This is a genomic window from Segniliparus sp. (assembly GCF_051660745.1).
In the GTDB taxonomy this organism is placed as follows: domain Bacteria; phylum Actinomycetota; class Actinomycetes; order Mycobacteriales; family Mycobacteriaceae; genus Segniliparus.
Window position 1 is genome coordinate 56,523 of record NZ_JBOFQF010000017.1, and the last position, 16,847, is coordinate 73,369.

20 protein-coding genes are annotated in these 16,847 nt (G+C 65.1%); 15 read left to right on the top strand and 5 right to left on the bottom strand.

From position 1 onward, the window contains the following. Window positions 1-39: 39 nt before the first annotated feature. Both ACRC20_RS04605 and ACRC20_RS04610 read right to left on the bottom strand, forming a co-directional pair. Window positions 40-450, bottom strand: coding sequence for an MmpS family transport accessory protein (locus tag ACRC20_RS04605; protein ID WP_438685259.1), 411 nt, complete (start codon window positions 448-450; stop codon window positions 40-42). Window positions 451-672: 222 nt separating this feature from the next. After that, the gene (locus ACRC20_RS04610) at window positions 673-1,392 is read right to left on the bottom strand and encodes an MgtC/SapB family protein (RefSeq protein WP_438685169.1); all 720 of its coding nucleotides are present in this window, start codon (window positions 1,390-1,392) and stop codon (window positions 673-675) included. Window positions 1,393-1,757: 365 nt separating this feature from the next. On the opposite strand from ACRC20_RS04610, the gene infA reads away from it, so the two are divergent. From infA to truA, 8 genes are all read left to right on the top strand, one after another. Continuing rightward, a complete protein-coding gene (gene infA, locus ACRC20_RS04615) occupies window positions 1,758-1,979 on the top strand; it encodes a translation initiation factor IF-1 (RefSeq protein ID WP_438685260.1) in 222 nt (73 codons plus the stop codon). 21 nt (window positions 1,980-2,000) lie between these two features. Then, window positions 2,001-2,114, top strand: a complete 114-nt coding sequence (gene rpmJ, locus ACRC20_RS04620) for a 50S ribosomal protein L36 (RefSeq protein ID WP_007466645.1) — start codon at window positions 2,001-2,003, stop codon at window positions 2,112-2,114. A gap of 225 nt (window positions 2,115-2,339) precedes the next feature. Further along, window positions 2,340-2,714: a 30S ribosomal protein S13 gene (gene rpsM, locus ACRC20_RS04625; protein ID WP_438685170.1), complete on the top strand. Its 375-nt coding sequence runs from the start codon at window positions 2,340-2,342 to the stop codon at window positions 2,712-2,714. A 3-nt stretch (window positions 2,715-2,717) separates the two neighbouring features. Further along, entirely contained in the window at window positions 2,718-3,122 is a 405-nt protein-coding gene (gene rpsK / locus ACRC20_RS04630) for a 30S ribosomal protein S11 (RefSeq protein ID WP_438685171.1), read from the top strand. 17 nt (window positions 3,123-3,139) lie between these two features. Next, window positions 3,140-3,745 carry a 30S ribosomal protein S4 gene (gene rpsD / locus ACRC20_RS04635; protein ID WP_438685172.1) on the top strand — a complete coding sequence of 202 codons (606 nt, stop codon included), beginning with the start codon at window positions 3,140-3,142 and terminating at the stop codon, window positions 3,743-3,745. 61 nt (window positions 3,746-3,806) lie between these two features. Next, the gene (locus tag ACRC20_RS04640; protein WP_438685173.1) at window positions 3,807-4,859 is read left to right on the top strand and encodes a DNA-directed RNA polymerase subunit alpha; all 1,053 of its coding nucleotides are present in this window, start codon (window positions 3,807-3,809) and stop codon (window positions 4,857-4,859) included. Between the two features lie 30 nt (window positions 4,860-4,889). After that, window positions 4,890-5,429, top strand: coding sequence for a 50S ribosomal protein L17 (rplQ, locus tag ACRC20_RS04645; RefSeq protein ID WP_438685174.1), 540 nt, complete (start codon window positions 4,890-4,892; stop codon window positions 5,427-5,429). A 28-nt stretch (window positions 5,430-5,457) separates the two neighbouring features. Next, window positions 5,458-6,345, top strand: coding sequence for a tRNA pseudouridine(38-40) synthase TruA (gene truA, locus ACRC20_RS04650; RefSeq protein ID WP_438685175.1), 888 nt, complete (start codon window positions 5,458-5,460; stop codon window positions 6,343-6,345). Here the strand turns inward: truA and ACRC20_RS04655 are convergent. Together ACRC20_RS04655 and ACRC20_RS04660 are read right to left on the bottom strand one after the other, a co-directional pair. Further along, entirely contained in the window at window positions 6,342-6,749 is a 408-nt protein-coding gene (locus ACRC20_RS04655; protein WP_438685176.1) for a YbaB/EbfC family nucleoid-associated protein, read from the bottom strand. The two genes, truA and ACRC20_RS04655, sit on opposite strands and share 4 nt — an antisense overlap. After that, window positions 6,746-7,003 carry a hypothetical protein gene (locus ACRC20_RS04660; protein WP_438685261.1) on the bottom strand — a complete coding sequence of 86 codons (258 nt, stop codon included), beginning with the start codon at window positions 7,001-7,003 and terminating at the stop codon, window positions 6,746-6,748. The genes ACRC20_RS04655 and ACRC20_RS04660 overlap by 4 nt, the downstream gene beginning before the upstream one ends. Window positions 7,004-7,574: 571 nt before the next feature. Between ACRC20_RS04660 and ACRC20_RS04665 the strand changes: the two genes are divergently transcribed. Continuing rightward, on the top strand, window positions 7,575-9,269 hold the full coding sequence (locus ACRC20_RS04665) for a nucleotide-binding protein (RefSeq protein ID WP_438685177.1): 1,695 nt from the start codon (window positions 7,575-7,577) through the stop codon (window positions 9,267-9,269). 150 nt (window positions 9,270-9,419) lie between these two features. Here the strand turns inward: ACRC20_RS04665 and ACRC20_RS04670 are convergent, their stop codons facing one another. Next, window positions 9,420-11,321: a hypothetical protein gene (locus ACRC20_RS04670; RefSeq protein ID WP_438685178.1), complete on the bottom strand. Its 1,902-nt coding sequence runs from the start codon at window positions 11,319-11,321 to the stop codon at window positions 9,420-9,422. A 323-nt stretch (window positions 11,322-11,644) separates the two neighbouring features. Between ACRC20_RS04670 and ACRC20_RS04675 the strand changes: the two genes are divergently transcribed. The 6 genes from ACRC20_RS04675 to ACRC20_RS04700 all read left to right on the top strand — a co-directional run bounded on the left by ACRC20_RS04675 (window position 11,645) and on the right by ACRC20_RS04700 (window position 16,731). After that, window positions 11,645-11,956: a hypothetical protein gene (locus ACRC20_RS04675; RefSeq protein ID WP_438685179.1), complete on the top strand. Its 312-nt coding sequence runs from the start codon at window positions 11,645-11,647 to the stop codon at window positions 11,954-11,956. 10 nt (window positions 11,957-11,966) lie between these two features. Beyond that, complete coding sequence (locus tag ACRC20_RS04680) at window positions 11,967-13,529, top strand: hypothetical protein (protein WP_438685180.1); 1,563 nt, start codon at window positions 11,967-11,969, stop codon at window positions 13,527-13,529. 434 nt (window positions 13,530-13,963) lie between these two features. After that, window positions 13,964-14,263 carry a PE family protein gene (locus tag ACRC20_RS04685; protein WP_438685181.1) on the top strand — a complete coding sequence of 100 codons (300 nt, stop codon included), beginning with the start codon at window positions 13,964-13,966 and terminating at the stop codon, window positions 14,261-14,263. 46 nt (window positions 14,264-14,309) lie between these two features. Further along, window positions 14,310-15,797: a PPE domain-containing protein gene (locus ACRC20_RS04690; RefSeq protein ID WP_438685182.1), complete on the top strand. Its 1,488-nt coding sequence runs from the start codon at window positions 14,310-14,312 to the stop codon at window positions 15,795-15,797. A gap of 266 nt (window positions 15,798-16,063) precedes the next feature. Beyond that, window positions 16,064-16,363, top strand: a complete 300-nt coding sequence (locus ACRC20_RS04695; RefSeq protein WP_438685183.1) for a WXG100 family type VII secretion target — start codon at window positions 16,064-16,066, stop codon at window positions 16,361-16,363. Window positions 16,364-16,440: 77 nt separating this feature from the next. Further along, window positions 16,441-16,731, top strand: a complete 291-nt coding sequence (locus ACRC20_RS04700) for a WXG100 family type VII secretion target (RefSeq protein ID WP_438685184.1) — start codon at window positions 16,441-16,443, stop codon at window positions 16,729-16,731. The last annotated feature ends 116 nt before the right edge of the window (window positions 16,732-16,847 follow it).

Sequence of the window (16,847 nt, forward strand, 5' to 3'; positions counted from 1 at the left end):
GCCTTCCGGCTTGCGTTTTCAGATTTTCAAGAGACAGCTTTAGAGGGGGAGTTTTTGGAAGCCGACAAGATTGCAGCTGACCGACGGGTCGCTGCCGCCGTCGGTCTTCTCGTCGATGGTTTGGTCGTCCACCTTGATTCGGCAGGTCAATGGGCCGTTTTTCGAGAGTGCTGTCACACCTGCGGCGAAACCGATATCGCGAGTGGTCACAATGCTCCGCCAGGGGGCGGGGCCTGAGAAGAGCTGGGTTTGGGCCTTTTCGTCCAAATACGAGACGGTCACTTCCTGTCCGGCGGGCGCGAGCACTTCGTACGCGACGTTTTTAGCGTTCGAAGAGAGGCTGAGGCTGGCCAGCGGGGGTTGTTTCGGCTCTTTGTTCCCTGCCGGAAGCGCCACGTCTTTCGAGATGAGCACGTAGGTGGCCGCGGCGATCCAAAGGACTGCGATCATGAGGTACACCCCGTCTTGGGGGCGGAGCAAAGGCTCGTGGTGACGTCTGGATCGCCGAAGCGGATGCTTCGGCTGCGCCGCCGGGCGCTTCATGTCGACACTGACATTGGCCATCTAGCCGAATATACATCAGCGCCTGGATTCCCCAGTTATGCCGAAATTATATTTAGAGAACGCATAACATGCTACATAAAAAGAATCCAAGATATAATCAAATCTTTATCATTCCTCTTCGGGGCGCACCCGCCAGCGCACGCTGCCGACCGATGGCTCGAGGCTGAGCGGGCCGGTGACGAGTTCGAGCTGGCGGTCTTCCCGATGCTCGGCGGAGAATTCCGCGCGCACCTCGACCAAGCCGTCCTCGTCGGTGTCGGTGCTGGTCATTGCGATGAGCTGGAAATCGGAGCGCCCGAGCGACTGGAGCAGCTGCGCCCGGACCCGGACGGCGGCTTTGGGCTTGACCGTGGCCATGATCTCGTAGGTGACGGCGCGCTCTTCGCTCTCGTTCTGCTCGGCGTACGGGAAGCGGTCGATCTGGCGGCCGAGCACGCGCAGAAGGATGTTGACGGAGACGACTGCGACTGTCCCGACGATGGCGGTGGAATAGAGGCCCGCGCCCGCGAGCGCCCCGACCGCGGCCGTGCACCAGAGCGTCGCGGCGGTGTTCAGGCCGCGCACCGAGAAGCCGTCGCGCAGGATCACGCCTCCGCCGAGGAAGCCGATGCCCGAAACGATCTGCGCCGCGACCCGGGTCGGGTCGGGCGTTCCCGCGACCCCGCCGAAGCCGTGCGCCGAGAGGAGCACGAACAGCGTCGAGCCGACGGCCACCAGAGCATTGGTGCGCAGCCCCGCGCGCCGAGAGCGGTACTGGCGCTCGACTCCGATCAACGTGCCGAGTCCGACGCCCGCCACCACGCGCAGCAGCATTTCCCAGTCGCTCACGGGTCGACTCTAGAGGAATCCGGTCCGCCAAGGAAGAGCTTTTTCGTTCTCTCGGAAGGCGGGTCTGGCGGCGCGGCGCGGCGCGCGCCGCCAGACCCGCTCCGATATACTGGCCGAAGGTCCTCGCGGCGTCGGTGTTCTCGCGAGTTGACCTGCGTTTTTCGTGACTTGAAATAGGCGCCCTTGTGGCGTACTATGGATCAACGGTGCGCTCAGCGCGCCGGTTGTTGTTGTGCGTGGCTCTCATCCGGTTTCGTCACACGACCGGTGTGTCCGCAGCGCTCTCTGCGTCTTCTCTCGTATGGCCCCCGGGCCATTGGGGCGGCGCAGCGCAAGCTGAACCAATGGCACGGATCGTGGAGGTCATGGCTAAAAAAGACGGCGCTATCGAGGTCGAGGGCCGAGTGGTCGAACCATTGCCCAACGCGACATTTCGCGTTGAGTTGGACAATGGCCACAAAGTCCTTGCCCATATCAGTGGCAAGATGCGGCAGCACTACATCCGCATTCTGCCGGAGGATCGGGTCGTCGTCGAGCTTTCCCCGTACGACCTGACCCGCGGGCGGATTGTGTACCGGTACAAGTAACAAGAAACAGGAGATCCAAACGTGAAGGTGCAACCGAGCGTCAAGCGGATCTGCGACAAGTGCAAAGTGATCCGGCGGCATGGCCGGGTCATGGTGATTTGCGAGAACCTGCGCCACAAGCAGCGCCAGGGCTAGCATCGCCGCGCGCGGCGTAGACCGACCGCGTGAGGGAGCGCAAGGACGAGGCGTCGTGCCTCTCTCGCCTTAGGGCGAGCCGAAGCGACCCGAACAGCACAGAAATACCTCTTCGCGCCTCCCCAGCTTCTGCTGGGGTCGCCCCCGGTTCGGAGGCCGGGGCCCCGCAAAGCCTGCGGGGACGGGCGAGGAGCAGACCTCCGACGAGTGAAAGGACAGAGCCGAATGGCTCGTTTGGCAGGAGTCGACCTCCCGCGCGATAAGCGCCTGGAGATCGCTCTCACATATATCTACGGCGTCGGCCGCACCAAGTCGAAAGAGATCTTGGCGGCGACCGGCCTCTCGCCCGACCTTCGGACGAAGGACCTGACCGACGGCGATGTCGCGGTGTTGCGCGAGTACATCGAGAACTCCCTGAAGGTGGAAGGCGACCTGCGCCGCGAGGTGCAGGCGGACATCCGCCGCAAGGTCGAGATCGGCTGCTACCAGGGTCTTCGCCACCGGCGCGGGCTCCCGGTCCGCGGCCAGCGCACCAAGACGAACGCACGTACCCGCAAGGGCCCCAAGAAGACCATCGCCGGCAAGAAGAAGGCCAGGTAAACCATGCCACCGAAGACTGGCGCCAAGGGCGTCAAGAAGGTCCGCCGCAGGGAAAAGAAGAATATCCCGAACGGCGCCGCACACATCAAGTCCACGTTCAACAACACGATCGTCTCGATCACCGACCCCGAGGGCAACGTCATCGCGTGGGCGTCCTCCGGCCACGTCGGGTTCAAGGGCTCCCGCAAGTCCACCCCCTTCGCCGCGCAGCTGGCCGCCGAGAACGCGGCGCGCAAGGCGCAGGAGCACGGCCTGAAGAAGGTCGACGTCTTCGTGAAGGGCCCTGGCTCCGGCCGGGAGACCGCGATCCGCTCCCTCCAGGCCGCAGGCCTCGAGGTCGGCAACATCTCCGACGTCACGCCGCAGCCGCACAACGGCTGCCGTCCGCCGAAGCGTCGCCGGGTCTAGGGGAAAGGTAAAGAAAAATGGCTCGTTACACAGGACCCATCACTCGTCGCTCCCGCCGTCTGCGCGTCGACCTGGTCGGCGGAGACAAGGCGTTCGAGCGCCGCTCCTACCCGCCCGGCCAGCACGGCCGCTCCCGCGTCAAGGAGAGCGAATACCTCACCCAGCTGCAGGAGAAGCAGAAGGCGCGGTTCACCTACGGTGTCATGGAGCGCCAGTTCCGCAACTACTACGTCGAGGCGCACCGCCGCCCCGGCAAGACTGGTGAGAACCTTCTGCGGATCCTCGAGACCCGTCTGGACAACGTGATCTACCGTGCGGGCCTGGCCCGCACCCGTCGTCACGCCCGCCAGCTCGTCACGCATGGGCACTTCCTGGTGAACCAGAAGCGGGTCGACGTGCCCAGCTACCGGGTGAGCCAGTACGACATCATCGACGTGCGCGAGCAGTCCACCCACACGGATCCTTTCGAGATCGCCCGTGAGGACTTCGGCGACCGTCCGGTCCCCGGCTGGCTGCAGGTGGTCCCGGAGACCCTGCGGATCTTCGTGCACACCGAACCCGTCCGCGAGCAGATCGACGTGCCGCTGCAAGAGCAGCTCATCGTCGAGTACTACTCGAAGTAATCCCAGATTCAACCCCAGAGGCGTCATATAGCGGGCGCCGACAAGGAGGACAGAAAAGACCATGCTGATTTCTCAGCGCCCCGTGCTCACCGAGGAAGTGGTGGGTGAGTACCGCTCCCGGTTCGTCATCGAGCCGCTTGAGCCTGGCTTCGGCTACACGCTCGGCAACTCGCTGCGCCGGACCCTGCTGTCGTCGATCCCCGGCGCAGCGGTGACCAGCATCCGTATCGACGGCGTTTTGCACGAGTTCACCACCATCGCGGGGGTGAAAGAGGACGTCACCGAGATCGTGCTGAACGTGAAGGGCCTTGAGGTCTCTTCCGTCGAGGACGAGCCCGCGACGCTCTACCTGCGCAAGCAGGGCCCCGGCCCGGTGACCGCCGCCGACATCGTCGCGCCCTCCGGCGTCACGATCACCAAGCCCGAGACCCACATCGCCACGCTCAACGACAAGGGCAAGCTGGAGATGGAGCTCGTCGTCGAGCGCGGTCGCGGCTACGTGCCCGCCGTGCAGAACAAGGAGTCGGGCGCGGAGATCGGCCGGATTCCGGTGGACTCGATCTACTCCCCGGTGCTCAAGGTGACCTACCAAGTGGAGGCCACCCGTGTCGAGCAGCGCACCGACTTCGACCGGCTGATCCTGGACGTGGAGACGAAGACCTCCATCACCCCGCGCGACGCCGTGGCCTCTGCGGGCAAGACGTTGGTGGAGCTCTTCGGCTTGGCCCGTGAGCTGAACCTCGCTGCCGAAGGCATCGAGATCGGCGCGGTCACGGCTTCCACGAACAACATCGCCTCGCTCGCCCTGCCGATCGAGGACTTGCACCTCACCGTGCGCTCCTACAACTGCTTGAAGCGTGAAGGCGTGCACACCATCGGCGAGCTCGTGGCCCGCTCCGAGTCCGACCTCCTGGACATCCGCAACTTCGGGCAGAAGTCCATCGACGAGGTCAAGCTCAAGCTCTACACCCTCGGGCTCGCTCTGAAGGACAGCCCCGCGAACTTCGACCCCTCCAACATCGACTTCGACGAAGACGCTGCGTGGGACGGGGATGAGGACGAAGACACCGACGACCTCGACGGCGAGGACTTCGCCGAGACCGAAGACCTGTAAAGACGGCAACCCTGTAAAGGACGGCACACCATGCCAAAACCAGCTCGCGGCCCGCGCCTTGGCGGGTCTGCTTCACACGAGAAATCTATCCTGGCGAACCTCGCCACCGCGCTCTTCGAGCACGGTCGTATCACGACCACCGAAGCGCGCGCCCGCCGGCTGCGCCCGTACGCCGAGAAGATTGTCACCAAAGCGAAGGCAGGCTCGTTGGCCGACCGTCGCGAGGTGCTCAAGGAGATCCGCGACAAGAGCGTGGTGCACCAGCTCTTCGCGGAGATCGGCCCGTTCTACAGCGACCGGGACGGCGGCTACACGCGGATCGTGAAGACCGAGCCCCGCAAGGGCGACAACGCTCCGATGGCTGTCATCGAGCTGCTTCGCGAGAAGACGGCCACGAGCGAGGCCGACCGTGCCCGCCGCGTCACTTCCTCGAAGACCAAGGTCGAGGCCGAGCAGGCTGAAGAGCCGAAGACCGAGGCCCCTGCCGTCGAGGAGCAGGCGTCCGAGGCCCCTGCCGTCGAGGAGCAGGTGCCCGAGGCCCCTGCCGCCGAAGCCGAGCAGGCTGACTAGTCTGGGGAATTACCCACGAGAAGTCCCGTTGCACGTCGTGCGCGACGCGCAACGGGACTTTTCTGTCAGCTCCCCCGGCCGCGTCCGGTTGCGCTTGGACATCGCGTACGACGGGACGGATTTCTCAGGATGGGCGCGACAACCGGGCAGACGGACGGTCGCCGGGGTGGTCGAGGAGGCCCTCGGCGTCCTGTCGCAAGCTCCAGCGCAGCTCACGGTGGCAGGACGGACGGACACCGGCGTCCATGCAACGGGACAGGTCGCCCATGTCGATATGAGCGAGGCGCTCGTCGCCGAACGCTTGCCGCCGGAGAAGCTCGTGCGCAAACTTGCCCGGATGCTCCCCGCCGATGTGCGGGTGCTCGCGGTCCGACGGGTGTCGGGGCAGTTCGACGCCAGGTTCTCGGCTCTGCGCAGGCATTATCGCTATCAGATCAGCCGTGCCCCGTACGGCGTCGATCCGCTGCGCGCCAAGGAAGCCGTGCCGTGGGGGAGGCCGCTGGACCTGGATTCGCTGAACGCGGCTTCGAGGGCGCTCGTCGGCCTGCGCGATTTCGCCGCGTTCTGCAGGCCGAGGCCTGGGGCAACGACGATACGCGAGCTTCAGAGGTTCGACTGGTCGGCGGAGAACGGCAGAGAAGGAGAGGGGCCGCTGCTCGTCGCGCGGATCACCGCTGACGCGTTCTGCTGGTCGATGTGCCGTTCCCTGGTCGGCGCGGTGACCGCAGTGGCAGAAGGAAGGCGGGACCTTGCCTGGTGCGCGGGCCTGCTCGCCGCGCCGTCGCGCTCGAGCGAGGTCGCCGTGGCTCCAGCGCACGGACTGTGCTTGACCGGGGTGGACTACCCGCCGGAAGCGGAGTGGGAGGCGCGGAATCAGAGAACCCGCGACACGAGGGCTCCACGGCCCTGCGGCTAAACGTCCGGGTATCTCTCGCGGGAGAAATTCGTGTCGTCGTGAATCGTGTCGTTGAACTCGTCCACGATCTCGTTGAACTTGATGAGCGCCGAGCGCGCCGCGTCTGCGCACGTCTTCGAGACCAGCTCCCCGACCTCGGGGCCGGACATGTTGGAGATCTTGTGGTTCAGCGAGAGGGAGAGAAGCTTGCCCATGCCGTCCACCTCCACCGTGCACGCCTCGTCCTCGGAGGTGTGCCGGACGTGGATGTTCTTCAGCGCGTGCTCGGTCGCGTACATCTTCTCGAGCCGGGCCTTCGCGAGCCGGATGACCTCGTTGACGTCGACGCCGAACTGCGGCATGAAATCTTCCGGCGTCGCCAGCTTGCGCGGCGGCGGCGCGGCGGGGGTTTGCGGTCCGGTCATACTTTCCTCAGCCATGTCTCCGGCACTTCTTCCTCCTCGAAGCTGAGGATGGCCTCTTCCCTGGCCAGCTGCTCTTGCGTCGGATAGCCGAGATCGTCCAGGTCGCGCTTGGACCACACGGAAGACTGCTCGGCTTCGAGGATCGACCTGTATTGATGCTGCGCCCGCCGGGCGGCGAGATGGTTCAGGCGCATGATCTCTTGCGCCAGCGCGGCTGGGCTCAGCCTGCGGACCTCGCTGGTCTCGATGTGCACGGTCAAGGGCAGCCCAGACACAGAGGACTTGACCGAAATGGCCCCGTTCAGAGATGAAGCTAAGGACAACATGCCCTCCTTCTGCCTTGTCTCATGATCTGTTCACGTCCCTCTTCGTGTTGAGCGCTGACGTTGCGTGTCGTCGCCGCATGCGTTTTGCTCTCGTGAGCATAACACCAAGTGGAAGAGCTGTTTTGCGGGGCGTTCGCGCTCAACCGGCCAGCCTGCCCCGGCGGCAGGCGCGGGGACTGGGCGATTGGGGCCGGGGGGAAGTTGATCTTCCTCCCAGAACTATGCTCCTGTCTCAACCGCCACGGGGAAAGCGGGTAGTATGAGCTACGGCCTGTCCCGACCCGTCCTCACGGGTCGGCGGCGGCCCCGCCTCTCGCGGGGGGCGGACGACTGAGGACGTGACAGAGGATGGAAACGGAATGCTTCTCGCGAAGACCCCGACCAGCTCGCCGTTCCGGGCGGGTCTGCCACACGGAGCGGCGGATGTGGCCGAGCGGGATCTGGTCGCGCGGCGTAGCATCTTTCCTCGTGCACTCGAGAAGCGTTTGGGGGCAACCAGTTGACTGAGAGCAAACCGGACCAAGGCGGTCAGCAGTGGCCCGGGGCTGCGGCGTGGCCCCAGGCCGGGCAGCCTGCCTGGCCCGAGGCCGGACCGGCCGCGTGGCCGCAAGCGGGCCAAACAGCGTGGTCGGACCCGAATCAGGAGCAGCCGCGCGACGAGGCCGCAGGCGAGGCTGCGTCGGGGTGGCCCGGTGCTTGGCCTTCGCAACCGCAGGGACAAGCGCAGCAGGCCGCGTGGGAGCAACCTGCCGCAGGCCAGCCTGGTCGCCCGGGACCTGGCCAGCAGCCCTCCCCGTACGCGTTCCCCGGCCAGCCGCAGCCCGCTCACGACCCGGCGCAGGGCTATCCGCAGCAGGGCGGTTGGGAGCAGCACGACCCCAACCAGGCATACCACCAGCAGGCGTATCCGCAGCAGGGGTACGACCCGGCGCAGGGCTATCCCCAGCAGGGCGGTTGGGAGCAGCACGACCCCAACCAGGCATACCACCAGCAGGCGTATCCGCAGCAGGGGTACGACCCGGCGCAGGGCTATCCCCAGCAAGGGGGTTGGGAGCAGCACGACCCCAACCAGGCATACCACCAGCAAAGCCACGACCCGGCGCAGCAAGGCGACTGGGGCCAGCAAGGCTACGACCCGGCGCAGCAGGGCGGTTGGGAGCAGCATGAGGCCGCTCCGCAGAACGGCGAGTTCCACGGCTTCGACCAGGGCAGCAGCTTCGGCCCGGAGTTCAACACCGGGGTATGGCAGCACGACGACTTCGACCCGATGTCTCCTTCGGTCGACAACCTCAACCTGATCAGCTCGCCGAACAGCAGGGGGCCGGGGATCGGGCGACGGCTCCGGGACGCCTTCGGCAGGCAGGGGCCGCGCGACGACCTGCAGTACCGCACTTTGGTCAACCGGATCAACCAGCCGATCCAAGGCGACTACCGCATCGCGATTTTGTCTTTGAAGGGCGGCGTGGGCAAGACGACCACCACAGTCGGGCTCGGCTCCACGTTCGCCTCGCTCCGCGGCGACCGCGTCATCGCGGTCGACGCGAACCCCGACCTCGGAACTTTGGGCTCGCGCATTCCGCGCCAGAGCAATTCGACCGTGCGCGACCTGCTGGTCGACACATCGATCTACCGTTACTCCGACGTCCGGGCGCACACTTCGCAGTCGTCGAGCAGGCTCGAGGTCCTGGCGAGCGAGCGGGACCCGGCGATCTCCGAGGCGTTCAGCGAGCGGGACTACCGCGGCGTGATCAAGATCCTCCAGCGGTTCTACAACGTCATTCTGACCGACTGCGGCACCGGCCTCATGCACTCGGCGATGAAGGGGGTCCTCGACCTCGCCCATTCGCTCGTGTTGGTGACCTCGCCCGCCCTCGACGGCGCCCGCAGCGCCGGGGCGACGTTGGACTGGCTGCTCCACCACGGCTACGACCAACTTGTCGCACGGACTGTGGTCGTGGTCAGCTCCTCGCGCCCTGGTTCCCCGACGTTGGACCTCAACCAGCTTCGCCAGCACTTCTTGGTGCGTTGCCGGGCGGTGCAGATCATTCCGTTCGACGACCACTTGTCCGAGGGCGCCGAGATCGAGCTCGACCAGCTGCACCGCAGCACGCGCCGATCCTTCGTCGAGCTCGCGGCGCTCATCGCCGACGATTTCCCGATGGCTCTTTCCCGCCAACAACGCTCCCAGTACTGATTCCTGGAGTCCGGACGGCGGTCTGCTGCGTTGTCGGCTCCTCGTGTACGGGGCTCGTTCCTCGCTTTTTCCTGTACACGTCGTCGCCTGCCGCCTTGCATCCCATCCGTCTGGGGCTCTCCAGGAATCCCCTAACAGCGCCCCTGCGCGCTACGGCGCGACCTTGAGGGTTTGGAGCACTTTTTCGCAGACGGAGCCTTGGGCGGCGTTGCGGCAGCCGATCGAGACGAGCAATTTGCTGTCTTTATGCGGCGCGACGTAGAGGAACCAGCTCGCGTTCCGTTCCGGCTGGTCGTAGGAGTTGAAGGTGTTCTGCCCGTGGGGAACGCCGAATTGCAGGCTCGTGAACCGGCCGGAGCTCTCGTTGATCTCCTGCCGGATGTTCTCACCCACCGATTGCAAAGTGGCTTGGGAGTCGAGGCCCTCGTACCGGATGCCGATCTCGGCGCAGGGATCGCTCGGACTATGGAAGAAAAGGGGAGCGGAACGGAAAGAGCGCTCTTCTGTCGAGCTCGGTTGCGAGGAGGAGCAGGCGCTGAGTTGTGCCTGCTCCCATGTGGCGGGCAGCTGGAAGCTGAAGAGGATCGCGCCGTTCGAATCTGGGTCCGGCACGTTCACCAGCTGAGCCTCGACAGTCTCGCCGTGGGAAGGCGCGAGGGGCGGAGACGAGGGGCCTTGCGCTTGGCCGGGGGCTTTGCTGTCGTTCCTGCCCACCAGCCAGATCGTTCCGCCGACGAGGAGGCTTGCCGCAAGGACTGCGGCTGCTCCGATCCACACGGCGCGGGGCTTTGGCCGTCTCGGCTCCGGGAATGCGCTGTCGAGAGAAGCGTTGCGGCCGCTCGAAGACAAGGGGCGCGGTTGGGCGTGGGGTGGGGCCAGTGGGAGGACGGGCTCTGGGAGTCGTTGCTCGGCGACGGGAAGCTGCTGCGGCGTGTAGGCGGGTCGGCCGTATTGCGGCCCGGTGGCAGGGGGTGGCGGCGACGACGGCTGATATGCAGGCGGGCCTGCGTGGACAGGTGGCGAAGGAGGTTGCGGAGCGAGCGGCGGGGGAGGCTGTGGCGGCGTCAGGCTTGACGGGGCGGGCAGGGCCTGCGGCCTGCCGGAGGGGATCGGAGCCGATGGGGAGACCGGGGCGCTTGGCGATATGAGCGGGGCAGGGTTGGGCGCAGTATCTGCGAGCTGCGGTTTCTGCTCCGGTTCTGTTCTTGCTGGAGCGATGGCCGAGGCAGCAAGTCCGCGCAGCACCCCGTCCTTGGGGGCGGCGATGATCCGGTCGAAGGGCGGATCGCTCTCTTGGATCTGTGTGACGACCGCTTCCGCGAGCCTGGGCGGGGCGTCGATGATGAGCCCGTCCAGCGCCTTGGAGCAGTCGCTCTTCCCGAATTTCTCTTGGAGGATGTCGGAGAGCTCTCTGGCGACTTCGCTGCCCATTTCCGTGAGAGAAATCCCCAGATGCGCGGAGAGCCGCCGGCTTTCCAACTGCGACCAAGCCCCGTCGCGGCTGGCGAGCAAAGAGATATCGACCGAGCTCGCCTGCGCCTCGACGACGGCGACAGCGCGCCCTGAGGGGTCTGCCAGTGCCCGTGCGAGGGCGAGGGACCGGGGGAGCAGGGAGCATTGGACTCCGAGTCTCGCGGCCGAGGCGCGGAGCACCTCGGCGCGAGGGAGCCCCCATGTGCTCGGGTGCGCGACCACGATCTCGGGATCGTCTGCCGCGGCCTTGGCGGGGAGCGCGGGCGCCAGCAGCCTGGTCAACAAGTCGCCGACGGCGTGGGGCCGGTTGTTGAGCAAGATGTGCGAAGCGTCCACGAGCGTCGGGAGCAGCCGCACGCCGGAGAGCGGGTTCGCGCCGAGCGCCCGAGCGATCGGTTCGCCTGCGACTATGCGGTTCGGGTCCGTGCTCTGCGCGTCGAGGTAGCCGACAGTCGTCGGCCATTCGACCACTGCGCCGCCGTGCACCGCGCGCACCACGCTCTCGGTGAGATCGATGAGAACCGTTCCGCCCGCCGCAGGGGGATTGGCGGATGCGGCGCCCGTCGGCGGTGCGTTCATGCTGCTTCTCCCTGATCAGCCTGTGCCCAGGCGCGGCCCAGCCGGCGAGCTGTTGGCGGACGCCGGATTCCGATGCTCGTCTTCGCTGGATCGTAGCATGTCACCAGTGTTTCAACGGTCCCAGCCGCAGGCCGAAAAATTCTTCCCGGTATTGGTTGCGTGTGGGGAGGGAAGCGTATAGAGTGTTGCCCAGCCGGTCGTCCGGCAGTGTGAGTCATAATTGAAACAGCCAATTGAGTCACTATTGACGACAAAGCTTCGGCCGACGTCTTCTCGAACGGGAAGAGGGGCAGGGCCGATCGAGCACGAAGGGGGTATTCCTCATGCCAGGAAAAGTGGGCGCGAGTTTTGAGACGATGGCCGAGCATGCGGCGCAGACGCAGGCCATGGCGGCGCAGCTCGCCGGGGTCAGTTCGTTCGACCCGAGCATGTTCCAGGGCCCGATGATGGCAGGCCTCGGCCCGATCGGCGCGCCGTTCGTCGCCGCGCACATGGCGGCCACGACGAACCACATGGCGAACACTGCCGAGCTGGTCGCGTGCATGGAAGCGCATGGCATGGCTGTCGACGCCTCCTCGCAGTCGTACTCCGACACCGAGGGCGGCAGCTCGGACGGCTTCAAGAGCTTGATCTGAGGGTCAACCTATGGCGAACACGAACTCCCCCTTCTTCGACGGCGGGGTCATCGGCTCTGGGCCGGGCGACCTGCTCGGCGACGAGGACTACAACCCCTGGAACGACACGGGCGCAGGCGAGCCCGCCGCCTCTGCGGCGGTTCCCGATGTGATCGGCACGGGCCAGCAGGGGACGGACGCCGCCGCCAGCGCGGGCGACTCCGCGCTGAACGCGGGCGAGGCGTCCGCGAAAGCTCCAGACCCGGTCGAGAAGGTCGGGGACGTCATGAGCGGCCTGCACGACGACGACCACAAGAAGGACAAGAAGGACGACTTGTCGGGCCTTGACGGGGACAAGGACGAGAAGAAGGACAAGGACGCCCCGGTCTCGGACATCAACAACGCGGTGGGGGCTCCGCCCGCGTCGAACTTCGACCCGATGGGCCTCTTGCAGCCGTTGATGCAGCTCGGCCAACTGTTCGGCCAGGCCCCGCAGCAGATGATGCAGCCGATGCAGCAGATGATGCAGCCGTTGCAGCAGATGATGCAGCAGCTTCCGCAGCAAATGCAGTCGCTCATGGGGCAGAGCGGGCAAGGATGGCAGGGCTCTGCCTCCGACTCCGCCATGGGGCACATGGGGCAGATGGGCGACACAGCCCAGTCGAACGGGCAGGACTATTCCGACCTCAACAAATACGCGGGCGAGGCGGTGGAGAAGGCTGGCGAGGCGGGCAAAAAACAGACAGAGGCCATGAAAAAGGGCGAGCAGGGCAACCAGCAGGTCCAGCAGGGCACACAGTCCATGAACCCCGGTCAGATCGCCCAAGGGGTCGGCACGGTCAACGAGGCGACCGGGGAGGCGACCGCGAACGCCACGAAGCATGCTGGCGATATGACCGAACTCGCCGGAAAAGCCTCCGAGAAAGCCACGCCGAAACAGCCGCCGGACATCAGCAAGCTCATGGGCCCGCTGCAGAGCATGATGCAAATGCCGATGCAGATGCTCCAGCAGGCTCCGCAGATGCTGCAGGGCCTGATGCAGATGCCGCAGCAGTTGATGCAGGGCGGCATGCAGGCGATGCAGGGGTTGATGCAAGCGGCTGGCAAGGGCGGCGCGGGCAGTCCTCCTGCGGGCGCGGGCCTTGACGACAAGCTCAAAGACGGCGGCAAGCTGGACGGCAGCATCGACTCGACCGCGCACATCGGCGGTCTTGGCGGCGGCGGTGGCCTCGGCGGTCTTGGCGGCGGCGGTGGCGGTGGCGGCGCTCCCGAGCGCGCGCTGTCCGCAGCGCCAGGCAGCGCCAACATGGGCGGGAACGCTGGCGGCGGCGGTCCGAGCGGCGTCGGAGCTGGCGCGGGGAGCTCTGGCGGAGCCTCGTTGAGCACGCGTCCTGCGGGCATGGGCGGCTCTGGCGGCGGCATGGGCATGATGCCCCAGCACCAGGGCGGCAGCGAGAGCAAGAGCGGCTCCAAAGTGCCGGACTACCTCAAGGGCTCCGTTTTGGGCCAAAACCAGCTCGGCGATATCCCCCAGGTCTCCCCATCGGTCCTCGGCGCTCCTCACGAAGGGGAAGGCGAGGCCGTGCATGGATGACCGAAACTGGTAAGATCATCGCTGTGGTCGGGGTCCGCTCCGGCTAGGAGATAACTGCACAGTTCGCGGGGGTGCTCTTCAGTGAGCATTTTCCCAGTTCAGACCAGGGAAGGGCGAGCGGTCCACGGGGTCCGGAAAAATTTCAAAATTTTTTGGGCAAGAGGGAACCTACGAGGCAGTGGGTGCGTCTAAGTAAGTAGAACGCCAGGAAGGCAAGGCCGAAGGCCAGTCGGAGGGGCGATCGCCACAGAGACGCTCGTGAGCAACGAGACCTGGTCCGGGTGAGGCGAGAGATCGTCGTAACCAGACCCGTACTGACAGTTGAACACAGAGCGAGCGACAATGGTGTCACCGCGAAAGCGCTAGGTAATAACTGGCTTTCTGCGCCGAGCCGGGCTCAGATCGCCGCAACCATTGGAAAGGGCACCCAACTTATGTTCGTCAACGTCGAACCCGAGGCAATCAGCGCCGCCGCCGCAACTCTCGAGGGCCTCAGCATGAAGCTCCAGGCTATGGTCGCCGCCGCGTCTCCGTCTCTGCAGATGATCCCCCCCGCTGGCTTCGAGGACGTCTCCGTCTTCGCCTCCGCCCAGCACATGTTCAACTCGGACAACTTCTTGATGATGGCCGAGCAGTCCATTCTCGAGCTCCAGCGGCTCATCATCGCCCTGAACGAGCACTCGATGCAGTACACCGCGCAGGACGCGGGCAACGCCGCGGTGTTCGGCGTCTAAACAGAATGGCAAAGGTCGAATGCTCGAAAGCGAGGAGGTGACGTAAATGGCTCTCATGGACGGTACCGGCTTTCTGCCGGAGTGGCTGCGCGCATTGTTCGACGGCAATTATGTGAAGAGCATGCCGATGATGACCGCGAGCATGTCGTGGATGGAAATGGGGCAGCAGCTCGAGGAGATGAGCGCAGAGTTCGTCTCCGTGCTTTCCTTCCTCGAAGCGGCGTGGCAGGGCACTGCCGCGATGGCGGCGGTCACCAAGTCCATGCCGTACGCGCTCTGGATGGCGACCGCGGGCATGGAATGCGCCGCGAACGGCACTATGTCCGCGACGCAGGGCGTGAACTACGAGACCGGCGACGGCGACATTCCGCAGCTTGAGGAAATCATCACCACGCGGCAGACGCTGCTTTCCTCGTACGCCGCGAACGCGGCGGCCTGGGGCATGCTCTCCGGGTACGTCGCGGCTTGCGAGGAAGAGATGGAGCGGTGCACGTTCCAGACGATGTCCGGCTTCTCGGCGTACGACGCCGCGACGCAGGGCACGTCGGTGCAGTTCGACTTCTCGCCTTCTCCGCTGATCACATCCATCGGGTTCCAAAGCGAGGCGATGTTCGCGGCCTCCATGGCCGAGACAATGGGGCGCGCCGCGGCAGGCGTCGCGTCGCAGGCCGTCGTGGACGCGATCCTCGCCGAGGCAACGGCCCAGGTCGTGGCCGAGACGGCGCTCACGCCCGCTCGGATGATCACGCCGTTCATCGCCGACGCCGAGGGCATGCTCAACAACATGACCGGTCGTGAGCACCTGGGCCTCAACGCGCAAATCCATGAGATGTTGGGGCGCGAAGAGGAGAAGAAGGGCGAGACCAAGGCCAACGACGGCTCCCAGATGGGCCAGCAGATCCTCCAACAGGGCCAGCAGGTCGGCTCGCAGGTCATGCAAGGCATCAGCCAGATGCTCAACATGGGGCAGCAGGCGGGCCAGCAAGTCGTGCAGCAGGGGCAGCAAGTCGTGCAGCAGGGTGTGCAGCAGGGCCAGCAAATCGGGCAGCAGATCATGCAAATGGCGGGCCAGATGGGGCAGCACAGCGGCAGCCAAGGCTCGTCCTTCGCCAACCCGGCGCTCACCGGCCAGTACGCCAGCGGCTACTCCTCCGGCTTCGGCGGGGCGATGACCTCGCCGATGGGCGCCAGTTCTGCTGGCAGCATCAGGGTGCCTTCCGGCTGGGGCGGCTCCGCCCCCTCCCTCGGCCTCAACGCGTCGGAGCTGGCGGGCATGAAAATGGACGCCGGATCGATGCGCGGGGCCGCCACCTCCGTTCAAGCGGCTGCGGGCAGCAGCCTGAGCGGCGGAGGCTCGGGAGGCGGCGGCATGGGCAACGGCGTGCAAGGCGTCGCGCAAGCCGCCCAGAAAAAACAAACTCAGGAAGAACAAGACGAAGAACAAAATCGTCAATATCAAATTCCTGACCAATTCGCAGATGGACGTGTCGTCACCCCTCCGGTGATTGGCGCCTCCGAAAAGGCGCGAGCCTAATCGGAGCAGTGAGGATAAATAAAAGATTTCTGTTGACGAAGTGAGAGCGATTTGCTAGCATTTTTTCAACGGATGTGTCGAATAAAATGCGACACAAAAGGGTAAACAGAACGGTACGTCAATGTGTCCCGATCTTGCGTCGGGGGTACCAATGGAAACAGAATCCATAACAGCAGCACGCAAGTAAAACACAGACGGTCAGGCTCGAAGCTAATCCCGGCTAGGGCATCCCGACCTTAATTTCCGAATTATTGGAGGAAAAAGAAATGGCAGCAGTTAATCTGCAGGACGCGTCGATCCTGAGCCAGGCCGCCTCGTCGTTCGAGGAGCACCACCAGCAGTACAACGCGCTGAACTCTCAGCTCGACGGCCTCGTGAGCGACGCTCAGGGCCAGTGGCGTGGCCAGGCTGCGGTTGCGTTCGCCGACACCGCGACCCGTTGGCACGAGGCCAGCCAGGCCATCGCGCAGATCCTGAACGACATTCAGGAGAACCTGCACAGCTCGGGCGTCGACTACAACCGCGTTGAGGAAGAGCAAGCCGCTGCCCTCAACGTGCACTGGTGATCTTCGATCCTCGCGATCACAGTTTCAACTTAAAGCCTTTATCAACTCACCATTAAATAGATTGGGAAAATAAAACAATGGGTGACATTGCTTACGACTTCGCTCACATTCAGGAGCTTTCCTCGCAGATCCAGAGCGTCTCTCAGCAGATCGAGAGCCTCCTCGGCGAGCTGACCTCCGAGGTTTCCAAGCTGGCCGCTGGCTGGGAAGGCGAGGCCCAGGAGACCTGGCACGCGCTTCAGAACAAGTGGAACCAGGAAGCTGACGACCTCAAGACCACGCTGCACGACCTGAGCAACAAGGTCGGCCACGCTGGCGAGTCCATGCAGCACGCTGAGGGTGCGATCACCAACAAGTTCAGCGTCTAATTTTCTACGCAGTCTCGTGTTGCCCCGTCCCGTTCCGGGACGGGGCAACACGTGTTTTCGGGGGCGAATCTGTATCGTCCGCCCCCACTTGACCGGCCCGGGGGATTGGGTAGGAT

What these genes read in the sequence shown, in the direction of transcription:
- rplQ (WP_438685174.1), top strand. Translation starts at nt 4,890, where the DNA reads ATGCCAAAACCAGCTCGCGGCCCGCGCCTTGGCGGGTCTGCTTCACAC.
- ACRC20_RS04605 (WP_438685259.1), bottom strand. Translation starts at nt 450, where the DNA reads ATGATCGCAGTCCTTTGGATCGCCGCGGCCACCTACGTGCTCATCTCG.
- ACRC20_RS04680 (WP_438685180.1), top strand. Translation starts at nt 11,967, where the DNA reads ATGGCGAACACGAACTCCCCCTTCTTCGACGGCGGGGTCATCGGCTCT.
- ACRC20_RS04675 (WP_438685179.1), top strand. Translation starts at nt 11,645, where the DNA reads ATGCCAGGAAAAGTGGGCGCGAGTTTTGAGACGATGGCCGAGCATGCG.
- ACRC20_RS04670 (WP_438685178.1), bottom strand. Translation starts at nt 11,321, where the DNA reads ATGAACGCACCGCCGACGGGCGCCGCATCCGCCAATCCCCCTGCGGCG.
- ACRC20_RS04655 (WP_438685176.1), bottom strand. Translation starts at nt 6,749, where the DNA reads ATGACCGGACCGCAAACCCCCGCCGCGCCGCCGCCGCGCAAGCTGGCG.
- ACRC20_RS04690 (WP_438685182.1), top strand. Translation starts at nt 14,310, where the DNA reads ATGGCTCTCATGGACGGTACCGGCTTTCTGCCGGAGTGGCTGCGCGCA.
- rpsK (WP_438685171.1), top strand. Translation starts at nt 2,718, where the DNA reads ATGCCACCGAAGACTGGCGCCAAGGGCGTCAAGAAGGTCCGCCGCAGG.
- ACRC20_RS04640 (WP_438685173.1), top strand. Translation starts at nt 3,807, where the DNA reads ATGCTGATTTCTCAGCGCCCCGTGCTCACCGAGGAAGTGGTGGGTGAG.
- ACRC20_RS04695 (WP_438685183.1), top strand. Translation starts at nt 16,064, where the DNA reads ATGGCAGCAGTTAATCTGCAGGACGCGTCGATCCTGAGCCAGGCCGCC.
- rpsM (WP_438685170.1), top strand. Translation starts at nt 2,340, where the DNA reads ATGGCTCGTTTGGCAGGAGTCGACCTCCCGCGCGATAAGCGCCTGGAG.
- infA (WP_438685260.1), top strand. Translation starts at nt 1,758, where the DNA reads ATGGCTAAAAAAGACGGCGCTATCGAGGTCGAGGGCCGAGTGGTCGAA.
- rpsD (WP_438685172.1), top strand. Translation starts at nt 3,140, where the DNA reads ATGGCTCGTTACACAGGACCCATCACTCGTCGCTCCCGCCGTCTGCGC.
- ACRC20_RS04700 (WP_438685184.1), top strand. Translation starts at nt 16,441, where the DNA reads ATGGGTGACATTGCTTACGACTTCGCTCACATTCAGGAGCTTTCCTCG.
- ACRC20_RS04685 (WP_438685181.1), top strand. Translation starts at nt 13,964, where the DNA reads ATGTTCGTCAACGTCGAACCCGAGGCAATCAGCGCCGCCGCCGCAACT.